This is a genomic window from Desulfovibrio legallii (assembly GCF_004309735.1).
In the GTDB taxonomy this organism is placed as follows: domain Bacteria; phylum Desulfobacterota; class Desulfovibrionia; order Desulfovibrionales; family Desulfovibrionaceae; genus Desulfovibrio; species Desulfovibrio legallii.
In genome coordinates, this window is the sequence record NZ_SIXC01000010.1 from 42,136 (window position 1) to 62,095 (window position 19,960).

The 19,960-nt window shown below is 64.3% G+C and carries 17 protein-coding genes; 9 read left to right on the forward strand and 8 right to left on the reverse strand.

Features of this window, described 5'->3' with window-relative positions:
- Window positions 1-4: 4 nt before the first annotated feature.
- The 4 genes from EB812_RS08810 to EB812_RS08825 all read right to left on the reverse strand — a co-directional run bounded on the left by EB812_RS08810 (window position 5) and on the right by EB812_RS08825 (window position 6,020).
- A complete protein-coding gene (locus tag EB812_RS08810; RefSeq protein WP_207287351.1) occupies window positions 5-1,228 on the reverse strand; it encodes an MFS transporter in 1,224 nt (407 codons plus the stop codon).
- 301 nt (window positions 1,229-1,529) lie between these two features.
- A complete protein-coding gene (locus EB812_RS08815; RefSeq protein ID WP_130958111.1) occupies window positions 1,530-2,714 on the reverse strand; it encodes a YgeY family selenium metabolism-linked hydrolase in 1,185 nt (394 codons plus the stop codon).
- A 5-nt stretch (window positions 2,715-2,719) separates the two neighbouring features.
- Window positions 2,720-3,943, reverse strand: coding sequence for a diaminopropionate ammonia-lyase (gene dpaL, locus EB812_RS08820; protein WP_130958112.1), 1,224 nt, complete (start codon window positions 3,941-3,943; stop codon window positions 2,720-2,722).
- Between the two features lie 253 nt (window positions 3,944-4,196).
- Entirely contained in the window at window positions 4,197-6,020 is a 1,824-nt protein-coding gene (locus EB812_RS08825) for a sigma-54-dependent Fis family transcriptional regulator (RefSeq protein WP_242621255.1), read from the reverse strand.
- Between the two features lie 755 nt (window positions 6,021-6,775).
- On the opposite strand from EB812_RS08825, the gene EB812_RS08830 reads away from it, so the two are divergent.
- The 7 genes from EB812_RS08830 (at window position 6,776) to EB812_RS08860 (ending at window position 12,313) form a co-directional block, all read left to right on the forward strand.
- Window positions 6,776-7,189 carry a cytochrome c maturation protein CcmE gene (locus tag EB812_RS08830; protein WP_118230132.1) on the forward strand — a complete coding sequence of 138 codons (414 nt, stop codon included), beginning with the start codon at window positions 6,776-6,778 and terminating at the stop codon, window positions 7,187-7,189.
- A 98-nt stretch (window positions 7,190-7,287) separates the two neighbouring features.
- Window positions 7,288-9,273 carry a heme lyase CcmF/NrfE family subunit gene (locus EB812_RS08835; protein ID WP_130958113.1) on the forward strand — a complete coding sequence of 662 codons (1,986 nt, stop codon included), beginning with the start codon at window positions 7,288-7,290 and terminating at the stop codon, window positions 9,271-9,273.
- Window positions 9,274-9,468: 195 nt separating this feature from the next.
- Window positions 9,469-10,218, forward strand: coding sequence for an ABC transporter ATP-binding protein (locus tag EB812_RS08840; protein ID WP_118230130.1), 750 nt, complete (start codon window positions 9,469-9,471; stop codon window positions 10,216-10,218).
- The gene (locus EB812_RS08845) at window positions 10,206-10,883 is read left to right on the forward strand and encodes a heme exporter protein CcmB (RefSeq protein ID WP_118230129.1); all 678 of its coding nucleotides are present in this window, start codon (window positions 10,206-10,208) and stop codon (window positions 10,881-10,883) included. Before EB812_RS08840 ends, EB812_RS08845 begins: the two co-directional genes overlap by 13 nt.
- Window positions 10,883-11,566, forward strand: coding sequence for a cytochrome c biogenesis protein (locus tag EB812_RS08850; protein WP_118230128.1), 684 nt, complete (start codon window positions 10,883-10,885; stop codon window positions 11,564-11,566). The genes EB812_RS08845 and EB812_RS08850 overlap by 1 nt, the downstream gene beginning before the upstream one ends.
- Before the next feature lie 23 nt (window positions 11,567-11,589).
- Window positions 11,590-11,727: a CcmD family protein gene (locus tag EB812_RS08855; RefSeq protein ID WP_118230127.1), complete on the forward strand. Its 138-nt coding sequence runs from the start codon at window positions 11,590-11,592 to the stop codon at window positions 11,725-11,727.
- Window positions 11,720-12,313, forward strand: a complete 594-nt coding sequence (locus EB812_RS08860; RefSeq protein WP_118230126.1) for a hypothetical protein — start codon at window positions 11,720-11,722, stop codon at window positions 12,311-12,313. Before EB812_RS08855 ends, EB812_RS08860 begins: the two co-directional genes overlap by 8 nt.
- Window positions 12,314-12,413: 100 nt before the next feature.
- Here EB812_RS08860 and EB812_RS08865 read toward each other — a convergent pair whose 3' ends face one another.
- The 4 genes from EB812_RS08865 to EB812_RS08880 form a co-directional block, all read right to left on the reverse strand.
- The gene (locus EB812_RS08865; RefSeq protein WP_130958114.1) at window positions 12,414-13,160 is read right to left on the reverse strand and encodes a class II aldolase/adducin family protein; all 747 of its coding nucleotides are present in this window, start codon (window positions 13,158-13,160) and stop codon (window positions 12,414-12,416) included.
- A complete protein-coding gene (locus tag EB812_RS08870; RefSeq protein WP_118230124.1) occupies window positions 13,157-14,155 on the reverse strand; it encodes a glycosyltransferase in 999 nt (332 codons plus the stop codon). The genes EB812_RS08865 and EB812_RS08870 overlap by 4 nt, the downstream gene beginning before the upstream one ends.
- Window positions 14,156-14,260: 105 nt before the next feature.
- On the reverse strand, window positions 14,261-15,295 hold the full coding sequence (thiL, locus tag EB812_RS08875) for a thiamine-phosphate kinase (protein WP_118230123.1): 1,035 nt from the start codon (window positions 15,293-15,295) through the stop codon (window positions 14,261-14,263).
- Between the two features lies 1 nt (window position 15,296).
- Window positions 15,297-17,561, reverse strand: coding sequence for an ATP-dependent helicase (locus tag EB812_RS08880; RefSeq protein WP_118230170.1), 2,265 nt, complete (start codon window positions 17,559-17,561; stop codon window positions 15,297-15,299).
- A 229-nt stretch (window positions 17,562-17,790) separates the two neighbouring features.
- Between EB812_RS08880 and EB812_RS08885 the strand changes: the two genes are divergently transcribed.
- Window positions 17,791-19,074, forward strand: coding sequence for a multidrug effflux MFS transporter (locus tag EB812_RS08885; RefSeq protein ID WP_118230122.1), 1,284 nt, complete (start codon window positions 17,791-17,793; stop codon window positions 19,072-19,074).
- Window positions 19,075-19,157: 83 nt separating this feature from the next.
- Window positions 19,158-19,694 (forward strand): hypothetical protein, encoded by a 537-nt coding sequence (locus EB812_RS08890; protein WP_118230121.1) that lies wholly within the window; start codon window positions 19,158-19,160, stop codon window positions 19,692-19,694.
- Window positions 19,695-19,960: the final 266 nt, after the last annotated feature.

Consider the following 19,960-nt stretch of genomic DNA (forward strand, 5'->3'; position numbering starts at 1 on the left):
CCGATCAGGATTTTGCCGCTGCGGGTTTCTCGTTTTTGATGGTCAGCGCCACCAGCAGGGCCAGGATGGTGCCGCCCATGAGGAAAAAGAAAGCCCACTCAAACGAACCGCCGTTCAGGTCGATAAGTTTGCCCACGGCCCAGCCGGCCACAATGCCGGCCATCTGCCCGCCAAAATTGACCGTGGCCGACCCCGCGCCCATGATGGCCGGGGGAATGGAATCCACCACAATGCCCCAGAAGGCTGCAAAAGCCAGGAAAAGGAAAAAGGCCGCCACACACTGGGCCGTTACGCTGCCGGTAACGGTTTCAGCCTTGAACGTGACATAGAGGGCAATGGCCGCAATGGCGCAGGTGGGAATAAAAATCCATTTTCTGTGCACGCCCTTGGCCTTGAGATTGTCGGAAAAAAATCCGCCGATAATCAGGGCCACAGTGCCCACAAAAAACGGCAGGGAGCCCAGAAGGCCCAACTCGGCCAGAGAAAAGCCGCGCCCCTTGATGAGGTAGGAGGGCAGCCAGCTCACAAAGCCCCAGTAGGTGATGTCAAAGGCAAACCAGATGATGACCATCTGCCAGAGGATGGGTTGGCGCATAAGCTGGCCGAAGGTGGGTTTTTCCTGCCCGGAGGCGCTCAGAGAAACAATGCCGGGGTCCTCCTCCAGCTCTTTGAGCTCCTCGGCGCTCATGCCGGGGTGGTCCTTGGGGTCGTTGCGCACATACAGGTACAGGGCCAGGGCGATGAGCAGGCCGGGAAGGCCCAGCACCACAAAGACGTGCCGCCAGCCGAACATGCTGATGATGCTGGCCGCCGCCATGGTGGCCAGGGCCGGGCCCAGCGCGTTTACGCAGGACTGGATGGCCGTGGCTGTGGCGCGCTGACTGGAGGGGAAGTAGGTGGCTATGGTCTTCCACGAAGCCGAGGGAAAGGCCGCCTCGCCGATGCCGAACACGCAGCGCACCACCAGCATAATGGGCAGAGAGAAAACAAGGCCCGTCATGCTGGTGAACACGGACCACCAGGTAATGGCCCCGGCCATGACCTTGCGCGGGCCGAACTTGTCGGCCAACAGCCCGCCGGGAATCTGAAACAGCGCATAGCCTACAAAAAAGGCGCTCATGATGAGCCCCAGTTGCTCGTTGGTAAGATTGAAATCCGCGCCGATATAGGGCAGCGCAATGCCCATGACCATGCGATCGAGGAAGGAAAACAGCCACGCCGTCAGCATAATGCCGAGCACCGTGTAGCGAACTCGCCAAAACCCTTTTGAAGCGGAACCAGCTTGCATAAACCCCCCAATCCATATAAGTTGGGAATATTTTTAATAAATATTCACGGCGGCTTTGCCCGCCATAAACACGCATCCTCCGATAACCGGCTAAAAAACCGTTGCGTCAGCTGCGCCGCCACGGCTGCGACGGCGCTCCGGACGCCTGTGGGAAGCGGTCGGGCGCCGCCCCCCACAGGCATGGAATCCGTCGCAGGGCCACGGCGCGGTCAGGCCCGGGCCAAATTGCGGCCTGTCGCGCTTACGCAAGCAGCGCCTTGCTGATGGCCGCATAACCTGCCGTGGCGGCATACAGCTGGCTTTCTTCAATATATTCGTCGATGGTGTGCGCGAGATTTTCTCTGGAAGGTCCAAAGCCCAGGGTTTTTATGCCGCACTCACCGGCGTAGTGGCTGCCGTTGGTGCAGAACGAATAGTGGGAAATGGAAGGCTCAAGTCCGGCCCCGCGCAGGCCCTCCAGAGCCTTGCGCACAAAGTCCTCGTTTTCATCGAACAGCCAGCCGGGGAAAAAACGCTCGCCCTCAATGACATTGCCGGTCCAGCAGTTTTCCCGGCCGGAGGCATAGGACGCCTTGGCCTTGAAATCCTTGGACGCGCCCTGCAGCCMGGCAATGACCTCCCGGTACGGCAGCAGCACGTCTTCGGGGGTTTCGCCCACCAGCAGCCGCCTGTCGCAGGTGGCGCGGCAGTGGCTGGGCACCACGGAAGCGCCGGGGTAAGGGGTCGAAATGATGTCGGTCACCACAGAAACGCCCGCCCCTAGCACCGGCTGCACCTTGGGCTGGATCAGGCTCAACCCGTCGATAAGCCGCACCATGGAAAGCACGGCATTGACGCCCTTGTCCGGATTGGCCGAGTGCGCGGGTACGCCGAAGGTTTCCAGAACCACCTCGGCCCGGCCGCGCTGGCCGATTTTGAGATTCAGTTCCGAAGCCTCGCCGATGATCACCACATCGGGATTGACGCGACGGCTGATGGCGCGCGCCGCCACGCCCTCAAAGCACTCTTCGTGCACCACGCCGGAAACGCAGATTTCACCGGCAAAATCCTTGCCCGTGTCATGGGCAAACCTGGCCGCCGCGCACGCCATGGCGGCCACTGCGCCCTTCATGTCCGAAGTGCCCCGGCCGTAAATTTTGCCGTCCGTCACTTCGCCGCCAAAGGGGTCGTGCGTCCACACGCTGGGGTCCGGCACGGGCACGGTATCGATATGCCCGTCGTACAAAAGGGTTTTTCCGGGCCGCTTGCCCTTGATGGTCCCGATGATGCTGCCGTATTCGTCCACCACCACATCGTCAAAGCCCTGAGAGGTCATAAAGGTCCGCAAAACCTCCACCACATCCTTTTCCTGGCCGGAAAGGCTGGGGGTACGCACAAGATCCACGCAAAGGTCGCGGACGCGCTTTTTATCTTCATTGTTCAGCATTGGCATTACTCCTCTTCCTGGCAGGGATGCTGTCCGTACCAGACGATATTGCGGTACATTTCGGGCGATGTGTCGCCCTCGGTACTGACAAGCAGCACCTGCGACCGGGCGTTCAGGCCAAGGGCCTCGCGCAGCCCGGCCATGGACTCGTGCTTCATGATGTATTCCAGAGCGCCGACGGTGACGGCCCCCGATTCTCCGCTGACCACGGGGGCGTCGGCGGTATGGGGCGAGGCCAGGATGCGCATGCCGTTGGCGGCAATGCAGTCGTCGCAGGCCAAAGCGGCCGTGGCGTAGTCCCTGAGGACATTCCAGCTCACCGTGCTCGGTTCGCCGCAAGCCAGCCCCGCCATAATGGTGGGCATATGGCCGGTAACGGCGTGGGGAGCGCCGTCCGCAGCCTTGAGCGAGCCGTAAATGCAGTCGGCCAGGCGCGGTTCCACAATGGTGGTGACCGGCGTCTCCTCGCCCAGTCTGGCGGCAAAGTACCCCAGCACCGCACCGGCAAAGGAACCCACGCCGGCCTGGAGAAAAAGGTGCGTCGGGCGGGCTACGCCGTACTCGCGCAGTTGTTGCGCCGCTTCATGGGCAAGGGTCATATAGCCCTGCATGATCCAGCGCGGGATGTCCTCGTAGCCTTCCCAGGCCGTGTCCTGCACCATGACGCCGTCGTGGGCCTCGGCATACTGGTTGGCCAGGCGCACGGCATCGTCATAGTTGAGGTCCGTAACGGTGCAGGTGGCGCCGGTCTTGCGGATGTTTTCCGCACGAGCGCGCGCAGAGCCTTTGGGCATGAAGACAACGGCCTTCTGCCCCAGCTGCTGCGCCGTCCAGGCCACGCCGCGCCCGTGGTTGCCGTCGGTGGCGGTTACGAAGGTGATGTCGCCGAGCTTTTGCCGCACTTCCGGAGAGCAGAGTTTTTCACGCGTAAGCGATTCAATGGGCGTCCCCAGTTTCGCGGCCAGGTAGCGTCCCATGGCGTAAGCCCCGCCCAACACCTTGAAGGCGTTGAGCCCGAAACGCTTGGATTCGTCCTTGACGAAAACGCCACCCAGACCAAGATCGGCGGCCAGCGCCCGCAGCCGGACCAGCGGGGTGGGCGCGTATTCGGCAAAACTCTCGTGAAAAGCCTGCGCCCGCGCGGCTTCCTCCAGGCTGTACGGCGCAAGCCCCGCGGCTTGCCGGGAAGGCTTTTTCCCGGCGTTGATGATATAGGATACTGACTTCATGAACTCCTCCACTTGCGTTGCTGCGGTATAAAAAGCAAAGAAGGTGCCAACCTTCAATTTTAAGATAATTTCATTTTATTTTACATTGTTATATATAATTACGAGCCATAAAAACGGCCCTTCAATTTTCTCATTATGAGAAATTTCTCAAAATGAGAAGACTGAAGGGCCCGATTTTATCATTCTGGTAAACGCAGACGGCGTGCAGCTGTCTTCCCCTGCCGGCGTCTGTTGCCCCGTAGCGGGGGCCGTTTTATCCGCCCTGCATGGCGCGCAGCTTCCTGTAGAGCGTGGCAACGCCAATGCCCAGGGCTGCGGCGGCCTGTTTTTTGCCCTCCACCGTATCCCCGTATACGGCAAGGGCCTGCCGGACGGCGTTTTCCTCCAGTTCCCGCAAAGGCACTATGGGGGCTGCCTGGGCGGGCGGGGGCGATGCCGATCCTCCTCCGGATGGAAAGCGGAAAGAACGCTGGGCGTCATGGTGCGCCGCCATGGCCGCCTCGCTGATTTTCCGGGGCAGCATGGCGCAGGTCAGGTCGCCGCCAGGATTAATATTGACCATATATTCCATGCAGTTCTGAAATTCACGCACATTGCCCGGCCAGGGATAGTGCTGGAGCTTCTCTACCATGGCCGGGCTCAAGCGCATGGGCCATTTGCCCAACGACGTGCAAAACCGGCTCAGAAAAAATTCCCCAAGCTGGGGGATGTCTTTTTTCCGCTCCCGCAACGGCGGCAAATGGATGGGGATGACATTGAGCCGGTAATACAGATCCTCCCGGAACATGCGTTCCGCCACCAGCGCCTGCAAATCCTCATTTGTCGCGGCAATGATGCGCACGTCTACAGAAATGAGCCTGTTGGAGCCAAGCCGGGTAAAACTCCTGTCCTGCAGCACCCGCAGCAGCTTGACCTGCAGGTGCAGCGACATGGAGCTCACTTCATCCAGAAAGACCACGCCGTGGTTGGCCAGCTCAAACTTGCCCATGCGGCCGGACCTGTTGGCCCCGGTAAAAGCGCCGCTTACATAGCCGAAGAGTTCGCTTTCCAGCAGGTGGCCGGGAATGGCCCCGCAGTTGATGGCGATGAAAGGCTGGTCGCGCCGGTCGCTTTCAGCATGGATAGCCCTGGCGAAAATCTCCTTGCCCGTACCGCTCTCGCCCGTGATCAGCACCGTGGAGACGGAATCGGCTATCTGCAGGACCCGTTTTTTCAGTTGCCCCACCACGGGGCTTTCACCGATGATGCTGGCCACTCCGGCTCCCACGGCGCTCGCGGCCCGACCATCCGCACCCAGCCGCCCGGCAAAACTGGTGGTGCTTTCCGCCACCAGCACATTGGCAAAGCTGTCGTCCCCGTCTTCAAACCAGATATGGTTGCCGAACAGGGTTACTTCCTTGTGGGGCAGCCGCACCACAAACTCATCGGCGTCCAGCACGGTATTGCCTGTTTTGCTCAGCTCCAGGCCGGTCCCTTCGTAGTCTTCAGGAATGGCCAGCTCCTTGCGCGCCATTTCGTTGCAGAAGCTGATCCGCCCTCCGCGGGAAAACACGATAATGATGCGCGGGTTGGAATCCGTCACGCGCATGAGCATATCAAGTTTGCGCTCGGCCTGACGGGAAGAGCGGCGCTCCAGGGCGTTCATGGCCAGCAGATGGGAGGTCTGCTCCAGAAATTCCATGTAAAATGTCTTATTGGCGAGTACGGTCTTTTTTCGCTCTTCCGAAAAGCAAAGCAGACCAATAATGCCCACGGTCTTGCCCCCCACCACGATAGGCGAGCAGATATTGAGCATTTCCCGGCAATTGCGCAGGTTGGGGCAGGCGCGGCAAATGGGGTGCTCCCGCGGGTTGTCAAGGCAGATGGTCCGCATGGTACGCATGGCTGTAAAGTACAGCTCCCCGGCGTCCTCAATGCTTTCGCCAATGCCGGCCGCATAGCCGCCCGTGCCGMCCAGCCGGATCAGATCGGCGTCCACGATCTCTATATCCATCTGGGTGACGGTAGCCAGCATATTAGTAAAGGCTGTAATCTTTTTACCCATGTATTTCAGTGGATTATCAACTTGCATAGCCATATGCACCTGTTTTGCGGCTTGAGCGTGTAGCGCTTCGGGGCACAGTGGAGGCCGCAAGGCCGCGGTTTTCGTGCCGCCGGACGCGCTGGAACGGGAGGGCAGTGCCCACAAAAAAGCGCCTTCGTGAGACAGCAATAAAATGGCAGGGCTTCAGGCGCAACCACCCCGAAAAAGAAGCGACGGCGAAAACGCCGCCCCCCCTGTCGCCGCAAAGGGGCGAACCAGCGCGAAGAAAAGGTTCCCCTGCGACGGCCAACGGGCTTGCACCTTTATCCTTATTTTTTTACTATGCTTCACAGCACGACCACAACCTGCCTCCGACAGCGGGCACGGCCTGCGAACGGGCCCCTTGCCGTCAAAAGTACGGTTCATAAAAATACGCACAGCCGCGCGGGCAGACCCCGGTTATTGCTGTACAGATATAAATATAATTTATTTGAGCTGTTATATGTCAGCCAGAGCGCTTTGTATGCTCCGGCCGGCGGCAGCCCTAAACAAAAAACATCTTCAGAGCAGGTTCCCTTTGCGCAGGTGTCGTCTCAACGCTTACGGCGCCTCTAACGGCTCAAATACATTGTGCTTGCGCCCCTACGCGGACGTTTGCCTAGGCAGCCGCCAAGGCATTGCAAGGTTAAAACAGCCTAACAAGAACAATTACCATCTTGTCAGCCACCGCAAAATGCCGTAGGGTAATGCGCGTACCCGCAGGCCGCATTCCCCTCTGCAAGCCGCGCGGCCGCGGCGCAGGAGAAGTCATGGCGTGTAAGAAAAACACCGGCATCTATGTGGCCGCCCTGCTGCTCTTTCTGGGCGGTGTGGGCTATCTGACGTACTCCGGCTTTGCCGAAAACAGCGTTTACTTCCTCAATGTTTCCGAGGCCAGGGCCGCCACACCCGAAAAGCTCACCGCGGCTCGTCTGTTCGGCACCGTGGCCGAGGCCGGACTTGCCCCGCACAGCGCCGGTCCCGGCGTGGACTTTCGCCTGGTGGACAAAGACAACGTGCACCAGACCATTGACGTCACCTACAGCGGCGTGGTGCCCGATACCTTCAAGCCTGGGGCCGAAGTCATTGTGGAAGGCGGCATGGGGCCCGAAGGCCGCTTCAAGGCCAAAACTCTCATGACCAAGTGCCCTTCCAAGTATCAGAAAGAAAACCGGCGCGGCTGACCCGCCGCCGCCCCGTGCCCCCGATACCGCGTCCGTCCGAGGCCGGGCGCGCGCTCTTTTGCGCGCCGTAAGGCCGGAACGCCCGTCAAAGGACTCTCATGTACGTATTCGCCTTCGCTCTCCTGCTTCTCGTACTGCTGGCCGCGCTGGGCGGCGGCGGCCTGGCCCTGCTGCAGCTATGGCAGGGCCGCGATGACTGCCTGCGCCTGGTGGAAAAAGCCCACCTGGTCATCAGCGCCGCCCTGACCCTGGCCTCGGCCCTGCTGCTGCACGCCCTGTACTGGAACGACTTCAGCGTACAGTATGTGGCCCACTATACGGACCGCATCCTGCCCGTATTTTACCGCCTCACGGCCTTCTGGGCCGGGCAGCCCGGCTCCATGCTGTTCTGGGCCCTGGCCGTGGGTCTGAGCGGCACGCTCTTTGCCTGTACGCGCGCCTACCACGGCCTGAGCCGCCCCACCAGACTCTGGTACTGGGGCTTTTTTTACGTCATCATGGGCTTTTTTGCTCTGGTGCTCACGGCCTGGAGCAACCCTTTTGTGCTGCAAAGCCCGGTCCCGCCCGACGGCAACGGCCTCAACCCCCTGCTCCAGAACCCCGGCATGATCTTTCATCCGCCCCTGCTCTTTCTGGGCTACGGCGGCTTTACCGTGCCCGCCTGTCTGGCCCTGGCCCAGAGTCTTTCCGGCCAGGCCCGCACGGAAGGGGCCTGGTTTCGCGTGGCCCGCCCCTGCATCCTCCTGGCCTGGATCTTCCTCACCGCCGGCATCGTGCTGGGCGCCTGGTGGGCCTATATGGAACTGGGCTGGGGCGGCTACTGGGCCTGGGATCCGGTGGAAAACGCCTCTCTCATCCCCTGGCTCATTGCCACAGCCTCACTGCACACCCTTATTGTGGAGGACCGCCGCCGCAAATTCACACGCGTCAATGTGGCCATGATGGCGTTGACCACCGTGTCCGCCTTTTTCGCCACCTACCTGGTGCGCAGCGGCGTCATCGACTCCGTACACGCCTTTGGCGACGGCGGCGTGGGCACGCCCCTGCTCTGCTTTATCCTGGCCGGACTGGCCGTGGCCCTCTGGGTGCCCCTGACCGCCCCGGCCGAAGGCGAACCCCTGGCCGGCCTGTACAGCCGCGAGGGCTTTCTTACCCTGGTGGCCTGGGTGCTGCTGGCCCTGGCCGCGATCATCCTCACGGCCACCATGTGGCCCGTGATCAGCAAGCTCTGGTCCGCCGCGCCGCAAGGGCTGGACGCCCGCTTTTACAACCGCGTCTGCCTGCCCCTGGGCGCAGCGCTGCTGGTGCTCATGGCCCTCTGCCCCTGGCTGGGCTGGGGCGGCGGCATGCGCAACAAAAAGAGCTTCTGGATTGTGCTGGCGGCCGCCCATCTGAGCGGCGCGGGCATCTGGCTGCTGGGCTACCGGCAGTCCGTGGCGCTGCTGGCCGCGGCTGCGGTGGTGGGCATACTGGTGGGCGTGGGCGTGCTGCTCGCCCGCCGGGACGTATGGCGGCACCCTCCCAGCCTGGGAGCTCTGGGCGCGCACCTGGGCATGGCCCTGGCGGCTCTGGGCATAGCCTTTTCCGGCCCCTACACCCAGGACAGTGAAATGGCCCTGCGCCAGGGCGAATCCGGCACGGTGGGCGCGTACACCGCCACCCTGCTGGAGTTGCAGGAAGGCAGCCGCCCCGGTTATGATTTCATCGCCGCGCGGCTGCAGGTCAGCAAAAACGGCAAGACCGTGGGCGAGGTAGCGCCGGAACGCCGCCTCTACGACAAATTCGGCAACATGCAGTTCTCTGAAGTGGACGTCATCCCCGGCCTGGGCAACGAGGTCTACGCCTCCCTGCTGGGCCTGGACGGCCAGTCCAGGGTGGTGGTCAAGGTCAGTGTGGAGCCCCTGGTCAACTGGCTGTGGATCGGCGGCACGCTCATGTGCTTCCTGCCGCTCCTGGGCCTGCGCCGGGGCAAGGGCCGCGCCGACGGTCAAGGCTCCGGCAACGCGGCCCCCGACGGCGACGCCCCGAAGGACACGGACGCGCCGAAGGACACGGACGCGCCGGAGGACGGCCAGACCGCCTGAACCCCAGGCGTTCCCGCCCGCAACCGCGCGAATTCGCGCTGTCGTTGCGCGGGCGCGCCGCGTGGAGCCCGCTCCGGGGACGGCGCAGACCGGCCCGGTGCGGCGACAGAGACACAAACAGAGAGGCTGACGGAGCGCAGGGGCGCAGGGCGGACCGCATGCCGCCGCCCCCGCAGATCCGTCCGGGGTGGTCCGGTGCTGGAACTTGCGCGCGTCGCCAAAATCTACGGCGTCAAGGTTGTTTTCAAAAACGTGAGCTGCGCTTTTGCGGCGGGCAGCGTTTCTCTGCTGGTGGGCGGCAACGGCGCGGGCAAGAGCACGCTCATGCGCGTCATGGCCGGGCTGGCGCAGCCCAGCGCGGGCGCGGTGCGTCAGGACGACGACCTGCGCGTGGGCTATCTGGGACACAGCACTTTTCTCTATGCCGGGCTCAGCGCACTGGAGAACCTGAACTTCTGGCGTGAAGCCTACGGCCTGCGCCTTTCCCGCCAGGATCTGCTGGCCTGCCTGGAGCGGGTGGGCCTGGCGGCCCACGCTCAGGAGCGGGCCGGGATTTTTTCACGCGGCATGGCCCAGCGCCTGAACCTGGCCCGTGTGCTTATGCAGGAGCCGGATCTGCTGCTGCTGGACGAACCGGGCACGGGCCTGGACGCGGCCTCCCTGGCCCTTTTGCGGCGGGAGATCAGTACCGCGCGGGCGCGCGGCGCCTGCGTGGTGCTCATCAGCCACGACCTGGCCGGCGACGCGCCCCTGGCCGACCGCCTGCTGGCCCTGGGAGAAGGCAGACTGCTCTTTGACGGCCCGCCTGCAGGATTCGACGGCTTTGCCGCGTCAAACTCCCTTGCGCCAGACGCCCTTACGCCGGGTGCGTTCACGGCAGGCCCCTGCGCGTCGGGGGCCCCCACCGCCGACCGCCCTGCCGGAGGCCCCCCATGCTGCGCCTGACCCTGGCCGTCTGCCGCAAGGATCTGACCCTGGTGCTGGCCAGGGGCAGCGGCCTGGTGCAGGCGCTGCTGCTGGGGCTTTTGCTGCTCTTCGTGTTCAGCCTCTCGCAGGGCGTGGGCGAACGCATGACGCCCCAGGGCGCGGCCGCCGTGTTCTGGCTCAGTTCGGCCTTCTGTCAGGTACTGGTCTTCAACCAGCTTTACGCCCTGGAGGAGGCCAGCAACGCCCGCCTGGGCCTGCTGCTCTGCCCCGCGCCCGTGCAGGCCGTATGGCTGGGCAAGGGCTGCGCGGGCCTGGTGCTGCTGGTCCTGGCGCAACTGGTCTTTCTGCCCGCCGCAGTGGTTTTTCTGGGGCAGGAAGTGAGCGGCGCGCTGCTCCCCGCTCTGGCCGCCCTGGTCCTGACAGATCTGGGCATGTGCGCTCTGGGCTCCTTGCTGGGGGCCCTGGCCCAGGGCCAGGCCGCACGCGAATCGCTGCTCAGCATTGTGCTTTTCCCGCTGCTGACGCCGCTTCTGCTGGCAGGCATCAGCGTGGGGGCGCAGACCCTGGGCGCGCCCGCCCCGGACGGTCCCGGCCTCTGGTTGGGCTTGGCCGCCGCTTTTGACGCCGTTTTTCTGGGGGCGGGACTTTTGCTGTTCGGCTTTATCTACGCGGGGGAGGACTGATGCCAAAATTTTCGTCATGGCCCCAGGCGCTGGCCCTGCTGGGGGGCGTGGCCTTTGCGGTCTGCCAGTGGCTCATCTTTGCCTACGCCCCGGTGGAAGCCACCCTGGGCCTGGTGCAGAAAATTTTTTACGTCCACCTGCCCTTGGCCTGGTGGGCGCTGATCAGTTTTTTTGTGGTTTTTCTCGCCTCTGTGGCGCACCTCTGGCGGCGGCGTCCCGGCGCGGACCGGCTGGCCGCCGCCGCGGCCGAGGTGGGCGTACTGCTGAGCGGGCTGGCCCTGGTCACGGGCATGCTCTGGGCGCGACGCTCCTGGGGAGTGTGGTGGACCTGGGATCCGCGCCTGACCACCACCCTGATCATGTGGTTTGTCTACGCCGGGTATCTGGTCCTGCGCGGGCTGGATCTGCCGCCCCAGCGCCGGGCCACGGTCTGCGCCGTGGTGGGCGTGGCGGCCTTTCTGGACGTGCCTCTGGTCTTTATTTCCGCGCGCATCTGGCGCTCCATCCACCCTGCCGTCTTTGCCAGCGAAGGGGGCGGACTGGACCCGGCAATGCGCCTCACGGCCATGACCTGCGTGGCCGCTTTCGGCCTGCTCTGGGCCGGGCTGGTCTGGACCCGCAAACGCCAGCTGGACCTCTCGGCCCGCCTGGAGGCTCTCACCGTCAACCGTCTGCACGGCTGACGCCCGATTTGGAGAACACCCCTATGGACACCCTGACCTGGATCATCCTGGCCAACGCCGCCGTGTGGGCGGGGCTTGGCGCGTATCTGGCCTTTCTGGCGGCGCGCCAGCGTCGTCTGGCTCTCCGCCTGACCCAACTGGAGCTGTGCGACCATGACTGACACCCCTTACAGCGCGCGCCGCGCCCGCGGCCTGGCCCTGTTTCTGGGCCTGGGCCTGCTGGTCATGCTGGGCATCTCGCTCAAGGACCGCTTTGAGCACCCCCACCTGACCGTGGAAAACCGTCAACCCGCCCCCGCAGCCCGCGACAGCGGCCAGGCCGCCATTGGCGACCTTATGCGCCAGGTGGCTGAAAATCCGCGCGACAGCAAGGCCATGATCCACCTGGTGGAACATCTGGTCACCGTCCAAAACTGGGAAGCCGCCGAAACCTTTGCCCAGCGCGCCATCACCCTGGATGTGAACAATCCCCGCCCCCTTTACCTGCTGGGCGTGGTGCAGCACAACCAGGGCCGCCACAAGGAAGCCGCCGCCACGTTGGAAAAGGTGCTCACCCTCAAGGACGATGCCGCCGTGCGCTACAGCCTGGGTGTGCTCTATCTGTACTATCTGGACGAGCCGGAGCGCGGCATAGCTCAGCTCAGCGCCGGGCTGCACAGCCCCGAAGCCGGCGAAGACCTCAAGGCCGCCATCCGGGCCGAACTGGAAAAAGCGCCCCTGCCGCAGCAGGGCGCGGACAAAAAATAGCGGGATTGTCGTTACAGGGGCAGCACCCAGGGGCCCGCCCCCAAGGGACGTTCCGTCCTTGGGGCGGGCTGTTTACGCACGCCGGGCAGCGGAACAAACGTTATTTGTCCAAAGTAAGCAGCTGCATGGCCGCAAGGTGCTCCAGTTCTTCGGCCAGGGCCAGGGCCCCGGTCAGGTCTTCCCCGGCGCAGCACAGGCCGTGCCCGGCCATCCACACGGCCGGACGCTCGGCGGCGGCCCTGCCCACGGCCTGGGCCAGTTCCGCGCCGCCCGGCGGCAAGGCCGGGGCAAAGCCCAGCCTGGCGCGCCAGACATCGGCCTCAAACAGGGGCAACCGCAACATGGCCTCTGGCGGGCAACGCAGGCTCAGGGCCAACAGATGGCGCGGGTGGACGTGCACAATAGCTCTGCAGCGCGGCCTGGCCGCGTACACAGCCAGGTGCATGGCGCTCTCGCTGGAAGGCGGGCCGCCCAGCAGCACACCCCCTGTGCCCGCGTCCATAAGGCAGCAGTCCGCCGCCGTGAGCCGCCCCTTGGCCGCGCCCGACCGGGTGATGCAGATGCGCCCGACCGGCGCGGCAACAGGCCTGGGGGCCGCCCCGCTTGCGGCGGCTTCATCTGCATCGGATATTTTTGCTCCGGGCTCTTTTCCTTCGGGCGTTTTTGCTCCGCACAGGACCGGGGCCGCTTCCGTCGGCGAGGATGCGACCGCCGCAGCGGGCAAAAGCAGGCTCACATTGCCGTTGCAGCCGCAGAGCAGGCCCAGCAGCCAGGCGTCCCGGCAGACCGCGCGCAGCTGCTCCACGGCGTAGTCCGGCAGACGGACAGGGTTTACGGCGGCGCTCATGCCCGGCCTTCTTGAAGGATGGTGCTGCAGCCCTGGCCGCAGTCTTCCCAGAGACGCTTTATCTTCCTGACAAATGCGTCGCCGATAACGCCCTCGTTGCCGGAACGGGCGTATTCCTTGTTCACAAGTTCCCGCGACAGGCGCAGGGCCCGCGCCACGGGGGCGTATGCCGGGTCTTCGCCCAAGATCACCTCATGGCTGCGGGTAACGTCCAGCACGCGGTAGCGCAGGGGCGTCCGACAGCTGCGGGCGCAGATGTTATAAAGATAGCCGTTCAGGCTGAACAGCCCCACCCCCCCATCTTCTTCCACAAAAAGCCGGCTGTGTTCACGCCCCTTGTCCAGCAGACGGAGGTCATAGTCCCTGGGGTTCGTGCCCTGGTGTTCCATCAACGGCGCGGCATAGTAATAGTACTGCGGAAAGCCCGCACACCGCATGCGCAGCCCGTAGTCCCCGTCCTCAGCGCCGTAAAGGCCGTAGTCCTCGCTCCAATATCCCAGGATGTCCGAAACGGCCCGCGGCACCATCAGGCACTGCCCACACAGATTGCTGACGCAAATGCCCAGCTCCCCGTCCTCACAGCGCAGATGCGGCTGCCTGCGCACCTCTTCCGGCGAAAACGACGGTCCCAGGGTAGACCGGGGCTCCACGCGCGCATAGAGGCGAAAAAGCCGGTCCAGCCAATCCGGGGCCGTAATGTGCATGTCGTTGTCAAACTTTATGTAGAACGGCGCGTCTACTGCCCGCCAGCCCAGATTGCAGGCGCAGGAAATGCCCATGTTGCGCGGCAACAGAAACAGATTGTGGATAAGCCCTTCGCGGTGCAGATCCAGCAGCCTGCGACGCAGTTCCGGTTCGCTGCCGTTGTCCACCACCGTAAGTACATAAGGGATGGACGTGCGGGTTTTGCCGCGCAGGTTCAGAATATTTTTCAGGGTCATGGCCGGACGGTTGTAAACCGGCATGGTGATGTTGCACTGTGTCGTCGTGCTCATGAACGCGCCCCTTTGCCCTCACACGGCCGTAAAGCGTTTTCATCTTGCCGGGCCGCCCGTCAGGGCCGCCGACGGAAAGGCGCTGCCGCGCCCCGCAAGCGGTTTTCAGGCCCCAGAGCCTGCGGCGGCAAAATGGTCAAACCCCTGCCCCAGAGCCTCTACCGGTTCGTTATTACAGAGAATGCGCCCCCCGGAGGTGACCACGCCAATGCTGGTCAGGCCGGGGATGGCCGCGTGCAGGGCCGGGAGCATATCCGGCGCGCAGGAGCCCAGCAGGGCATAGTCCTCGCCGCCGTTCAGGGCCTCGTGCACGGGATTTCTGCCCGTTTGTGCGGCGTAGCGCACCACCTCCGGATGGAGCTGGCCCCGGGCCAAAACGATTTCCGCCCCCAGGCAGGCGCAGCGGTCTGTGCAGGTAACGCTCTGCTCGCCCGTGAGCCCCAGCAGACGCGGCAGATCGCGCAGCAAGCCGTCAGAAAGGTCCATAAGGGCCGGAGGCCGGGCGTTATAACCCGCCCGCGCCAGCATGAGCCCCGCGTCCACCTGCGGCCAGGGGCGCAGATGGGCAGCGCAGGCGGCTGGCCAGGCGTCGAGAGCGGCGCGGCCCTGAGCCTCCAGGGCCTGCAGGCCCGTGCGGGCCAGCCCCAGGCGGCCCACCACAAACAGGCTGTCCCCCGGCATGCTGCCCCCGCGCACCAGAAAGCCGCCCGGCTCCACGGCCTCGCCCCAGACCGTGACGGAAATGTGCAGCCGTTCGCAGCGGGAAAGGTCGCCACCGGCCAGCACCATCTGCCGTTCCTGGGCCAGCCCGGCCATGCCCGCAAAAAACGCGTCCAGCCAGGCCGCGTCCGCCCAGGCGGGCAGCCCCAGACACAGGCTGAAGCCCAAAGGTCGGCCGCCGCAGGCGGCTATGTCGCTCACGTTGACGGCCAGGGCCTTGTAGCCTGTGTCCTCCGGCGTAAAATAAGCACGGCGGAAGTGGATGTCCTCCAGAAACAGATCGCTGCTCACACACAAGGGGCGCCCCGCCCGCAGGATGGCGCAGTCATCGCCGCGCCCCAGCAGCAGGGAAGGATGGGTGGCGGGAAAGTGGCGGGCCAGCAGGCCCAGAATGCCGTCTTCGGAAAGGGAGGCGTGCATCTCAACCCTCCAGCAGCAGATATTCGCGCAAAATAACCTTGAGACCGAAACCGGGAAAATTAACCTGCACCTTGTCCGGCGGCAGTTCCTTCACGATCTTGCCGCGCCCGAAAATGCGGTGGCGGCAGTAGCAGAGCGCGCCTGCGGCCGCAGAAGCTGTCCCCGAAGCCTCCGGCGCGGCGGCAGGCTCCACGGACGTTGCCGCAGGCGCGGGCGCGCGCTCTTCCGGCGGCAGCTGGCAGTCGTCCCAGGCGGCGGCCGGAGGTTCGGCCCCGTGATTGCGCAGGCCCAAGGCCGCGGCCGGAGCCAACAGCCCCTCGCCGGAGGCCTTGCGCCCAAAACCCGCACCGCCGGCCTCACGGCGGCGCAGTACGCCGCCAAAGCCCTCTACCCATTCCTCCACCAGACCGGGGGCCAGCTCACGCACAAAAGGGCTGGGGCTGGCGTGCTGGTTGCCCCGCTCGGCCCGGCTGTACAGGGCGGCGGGCACGTAGAGGTCCAGACTCTGACGGGCGCGGGTGCAGGCCACGTACATCAGGCGGCGTTCTTCCTCAAAATCTTCGGGCCGGGCCAGGGCATGCCGGGAGGGGAAGCGGTCCTCCACCAAATCAATAATGAGCACGGCATTCCACTCCAGCCCCTTGGCCGAATGCACGGTGGAAAGGGTCACCCGCCCCTCGCCGTCGTCGCCCTCCTCTTCCGGCGATTCCAGGGCCAGATCCGCCACAAAGAGGTCCAGCTCCGTATAGGCTGAGGCCATCTGCACAATTTCTTCCAGGCCTTGTTGCCGCCGGGGCCAGTCTTCGGGGTACAGGGTCTCCAGCCGGGGCCGGTAGTGCTCCAGCACGGCGTTCAGCGTGGCCGCCGGGGTCTGGGGCGCGGCGCGCAGGCTGTCCACAAAGCGCATGTCCTCCAGCAGGGCGGGAAAGCGGGCAAAGGCTTTTTCCACATTCTTGGCGTCGCCGCGGGCCGTTGCCGTATAGAGCTTTTCCACGGTCTTGGGGCCGATGCCGCGGTGCTGGGCCGCCATCCTGGCAAAGGCGGGCAGGTCCAGAGGGTTGAGCAGCAGACGCACATAGGCCATGACGTCCTTGACGTGCGCGGCTTCAGTGTAGCGCAGCCCCCCGTACTTGCGAAAGGCCACCCCGGCCTGGTTCAAGGCCAGCTCCAGCTGATACGAATGGAAGCCCGCCCGGAACAGCACGGCAATCTCGTGGGGCAGATGCTCCTGCAGCAATTCTTCAATGCGCCGCACCACCAGCCGGGCCTGGCTCAGGTCGCTCAGGGGCGTGATCAGGCGCACGGGCGCGCCGCCCTGTCTGCGCGTAAACAGCTTTTTGCGGAAGGATTCCGCCGCGTGGGCCAGCAAGCTGTTGGCCACGTCCAGCACGGGCTTGGTGGAGCGGTAATTCTCTTCCAGGCGGATGACCCGCGCCCCTGGGAACAGCTTGGGAAAATCCAAAATATTACGCACATTGGCGCCGCGAAAGGCGTAAATGGACTGGGCCTCGTCACCCACGGCCATGACGTTGCCGCTCTCCCCGGCCAGCAACCGCACCAGACGGGCCTGCACCAGGTTGGTATCCTGATACTCGTCCACCAGGATATGCCCGTAACGCTCGCGCAGGGCCGCGGCGGCCAGGGCGTTCTCCCGCAGCAGGGCTTCCAGCTCAAAAAGCAGGTCGTCGTAATCCAGCAGCCCCTTTTCCCGCCTGTAGGCCGTATAGGCCGTGTCCAGCAGCGCCAGGGATTCCGCGTGCGGCAGCAGATGAAAGGCCTCACGCCGCAGCACTTCGTCCAGGGGTTGTTCCTTGTTCCTGGCCTTGCTCAGCAGCCCCACAATACTCTGCGTTTTGGGGAAGGAGCGATCCCCCTTGCCCAGCCGCAGGGCCTCCTTGCACTGCTTTACGGCCGCGGTGATGTCCGCCGCGTCCATGACCGTAAAAGGCCGGTCGCCCAGCCAGGACGGCCGCCAGCGGCGCAAAACCCCGTAGGCAAAGGCGTGGAACGTGCCGCCCTGCACCCCGGCCAGCCCCTGCCCCAGCAGCAGCCCGGCCCGGTGCAGCATTTCCCGTGCGGCCTTGCGCGTAAAGGTAAGCAGCAACATGCTCTCCGGCGATACGCCCCGCTCCGCCAGCCAGGCCAGACGGTACACGATGGTGCGGGTCTTGCCGCTGCCCGCGCCCGCCACCACCAGGGTGGGGCCGTCGCCGCTGGTGGCCGCCGCGTACTGCGCCTCATTGAGGGCTTGTGCGTAATCAATCATGCGGGCACGGTAGCACAGGCGGCCCGCACAGGCCAGAGGCCGAAACCTGGGGGAAAAGAGGGATTTTGTGGGGGAAAGGGAACTGCAAAAAACTTTTTCCTCAAGCGACGCGAGCCTTTTTTGAGGAAAAGCCGACGGCAACCGCGGCAAAGCCTCCCCCAATACCCGGCATTGACACCCACCCCCGCAGCAGTGACAATCTTTCTTTGGCCTTTAATCAGGATTTGCCATGCGCTTTACGGAAGACGAACTGGTAGTGGGGGCGGGGGCCCGGCTCTCCCGCCGGCGGCGGCTGTACCTGGCGGTGCTGCTGGGCATGTTAGCGGCCTTCGGCCCCCTCTGCACCGATACCTATTTGCCCAGCCTGCCCGCCATGGGGGCGGACCTTTCCCTTTCTACGGCAGCCACCCAGCTCACCATCACGGCTTGTCTGCTGGGCATGGCCCTGGGCCAGCTCTTTGTGGGGCCCCTTTCCGACGGCACAGGCCGGCGCGGCCCCCTGCTCTGCGCCCTGGTTTTCTTTACCCTGGCCTCGGCCTGCTGTGTGGCGGCCCGGTCGGGGCACGGCTTCATTGCCCTGCGCTTTGCCCAGGGCCTGGGCGGAGCCGGCGGCATTGTGCTTTCCCGCGCCGTGGCCTGCGACCTGTTTCGCGGACCAGAGCTCACCAGCTTCATGAGCCTGCTCATGGCCGTCAACAGCGTGGCCCCCATTGCCGGGCCCGTGCTGGGCGGCGCGCTGGCCGGGCTGGGCGGTTGGCCCTGGGTGTTCATCTTTCTGACCGGCATGGGCGTGGCGCTGCTGCTCTTCTGCGCTTTCGGCCTGCCCGAAACCCTGCCCCCCAAGTTGCGCCGTCAGGGCGGCACCCGCGCCAGCCTGCAGGCCACCGCCGCTCTCTGCCGCGACCCGGCCTTCATGTGCTATGTGGGCATGCAGGGCTTTACCATGGGCGGCTTCTTCGGCTATGTGGCCGCCTCGCCCTTTGTTTTTCAGGGCATGTACGGCATCTCGCCCACGGGCTACAGCCTTATTTTCGGCGGCAACGCTCTGAGCGTCACCATCATGGCCCTGATCACGGGGCGGCTGGCGCGCAGCCGGGGCGAAATGCGCCTGCTCAACGTGGGCAACTGGCTGCGTCTGGTGGCCTGCCTGGCGGTCCTGGCCGTAACCCTGCTGCGGCCCGCCTCGCCTTTGCCCATCATGGCCAGCCTCTACGCCATGCTGGTGCTGCAGGGCATGACCATGCCTTGCGCCTTTACCCTGGCCATTGAGGCCCAGCGCGTGGGTGCGGGCACGGCTTCGGGGCTGCTGGGCGTGGCCATGTTTCTGGCCGGAGCCGCCTCTTCCCCCCTGGTGGGGCTGGGCGGCCCGGACACCGCTGTGCCCCTGGGCCTGATCTGCGCCGCCAGCGGCCTGCTGGCCCTGCTCACGGGTCTTGCGGGCAACCGTCTGCTGGCGCGTCGCCGGGCGCAGGAAACGCCTGCACAGGAACAATCCGCGCTGCGCCCGCATTGACGCAAACGGCCCGCGCGTTTACAACCACAGACGGCCCCAACCCGCGCCGCGCCAGGACGCGACGCACACTGCGAGGAAACGCCATGCCCCAGGAACAGGAACAATTCCAAAAAACCGTGGACCAGGTGCTGGAAGCCGTCATGTTTGAAAACTGGCTGCGCTTCTATTTCATCAGTGAAAAGCCCGACGCCCCCGCCCATGAAGACGGTGAAGCGCCCCTGTTTATGGCCGTGCCGGTCAAAGGCATGGAGCGCATCAGTGAGCTCTACCCCCACCTGCTGCCCCTGGCCGACGCCATGAACGGCAAGGAAGTGGATTTTGAAACCTCGCGCCAGGCCGTCTGCCACTTTGTACTGGAACAGATGGACGGCAAGACCATACCGCGCGACACTGCAGGCATGATCTTCGGCAGCACGGCCTTTCAGGTGCGCCTGCAGCTCTTCAACGCCTGGGTGCAGATGCACGAAAGCCAACTGGACCAGGCATTTCTGGACTTCGGCGCGTGGCGTAAGCTGTTTACGGAATGGACGGCCACCCCGGCAGCCCGGGAACTGGGCGAAAAACTCTCCATCTCCATCCAGTCCGGCGCGGCAACGCCCCCCAAAACCACCGTACAGTGATCCCGGCCCGGAGCAAGATTTTGTACACGTAGGGCCCCACAAGGCCGGGAGAACGCCTTGCCGGTTAAACAATTTTTACGGAGCGGCATACGGGCGTTATTAACAAAAGTTTGTAAAATCAATATATTAGAAAAAATCATCCGCGTATTTTTCTTGGCACGGCCATTGCAATAGAAAGAGTACCTTCCTTTCTTTTGCTGACAGCCTCCTCCAAACGAAACGGCCTGCCTCCCCAAGCGGGCCGTTTTTTTATCTCCAAACCACGG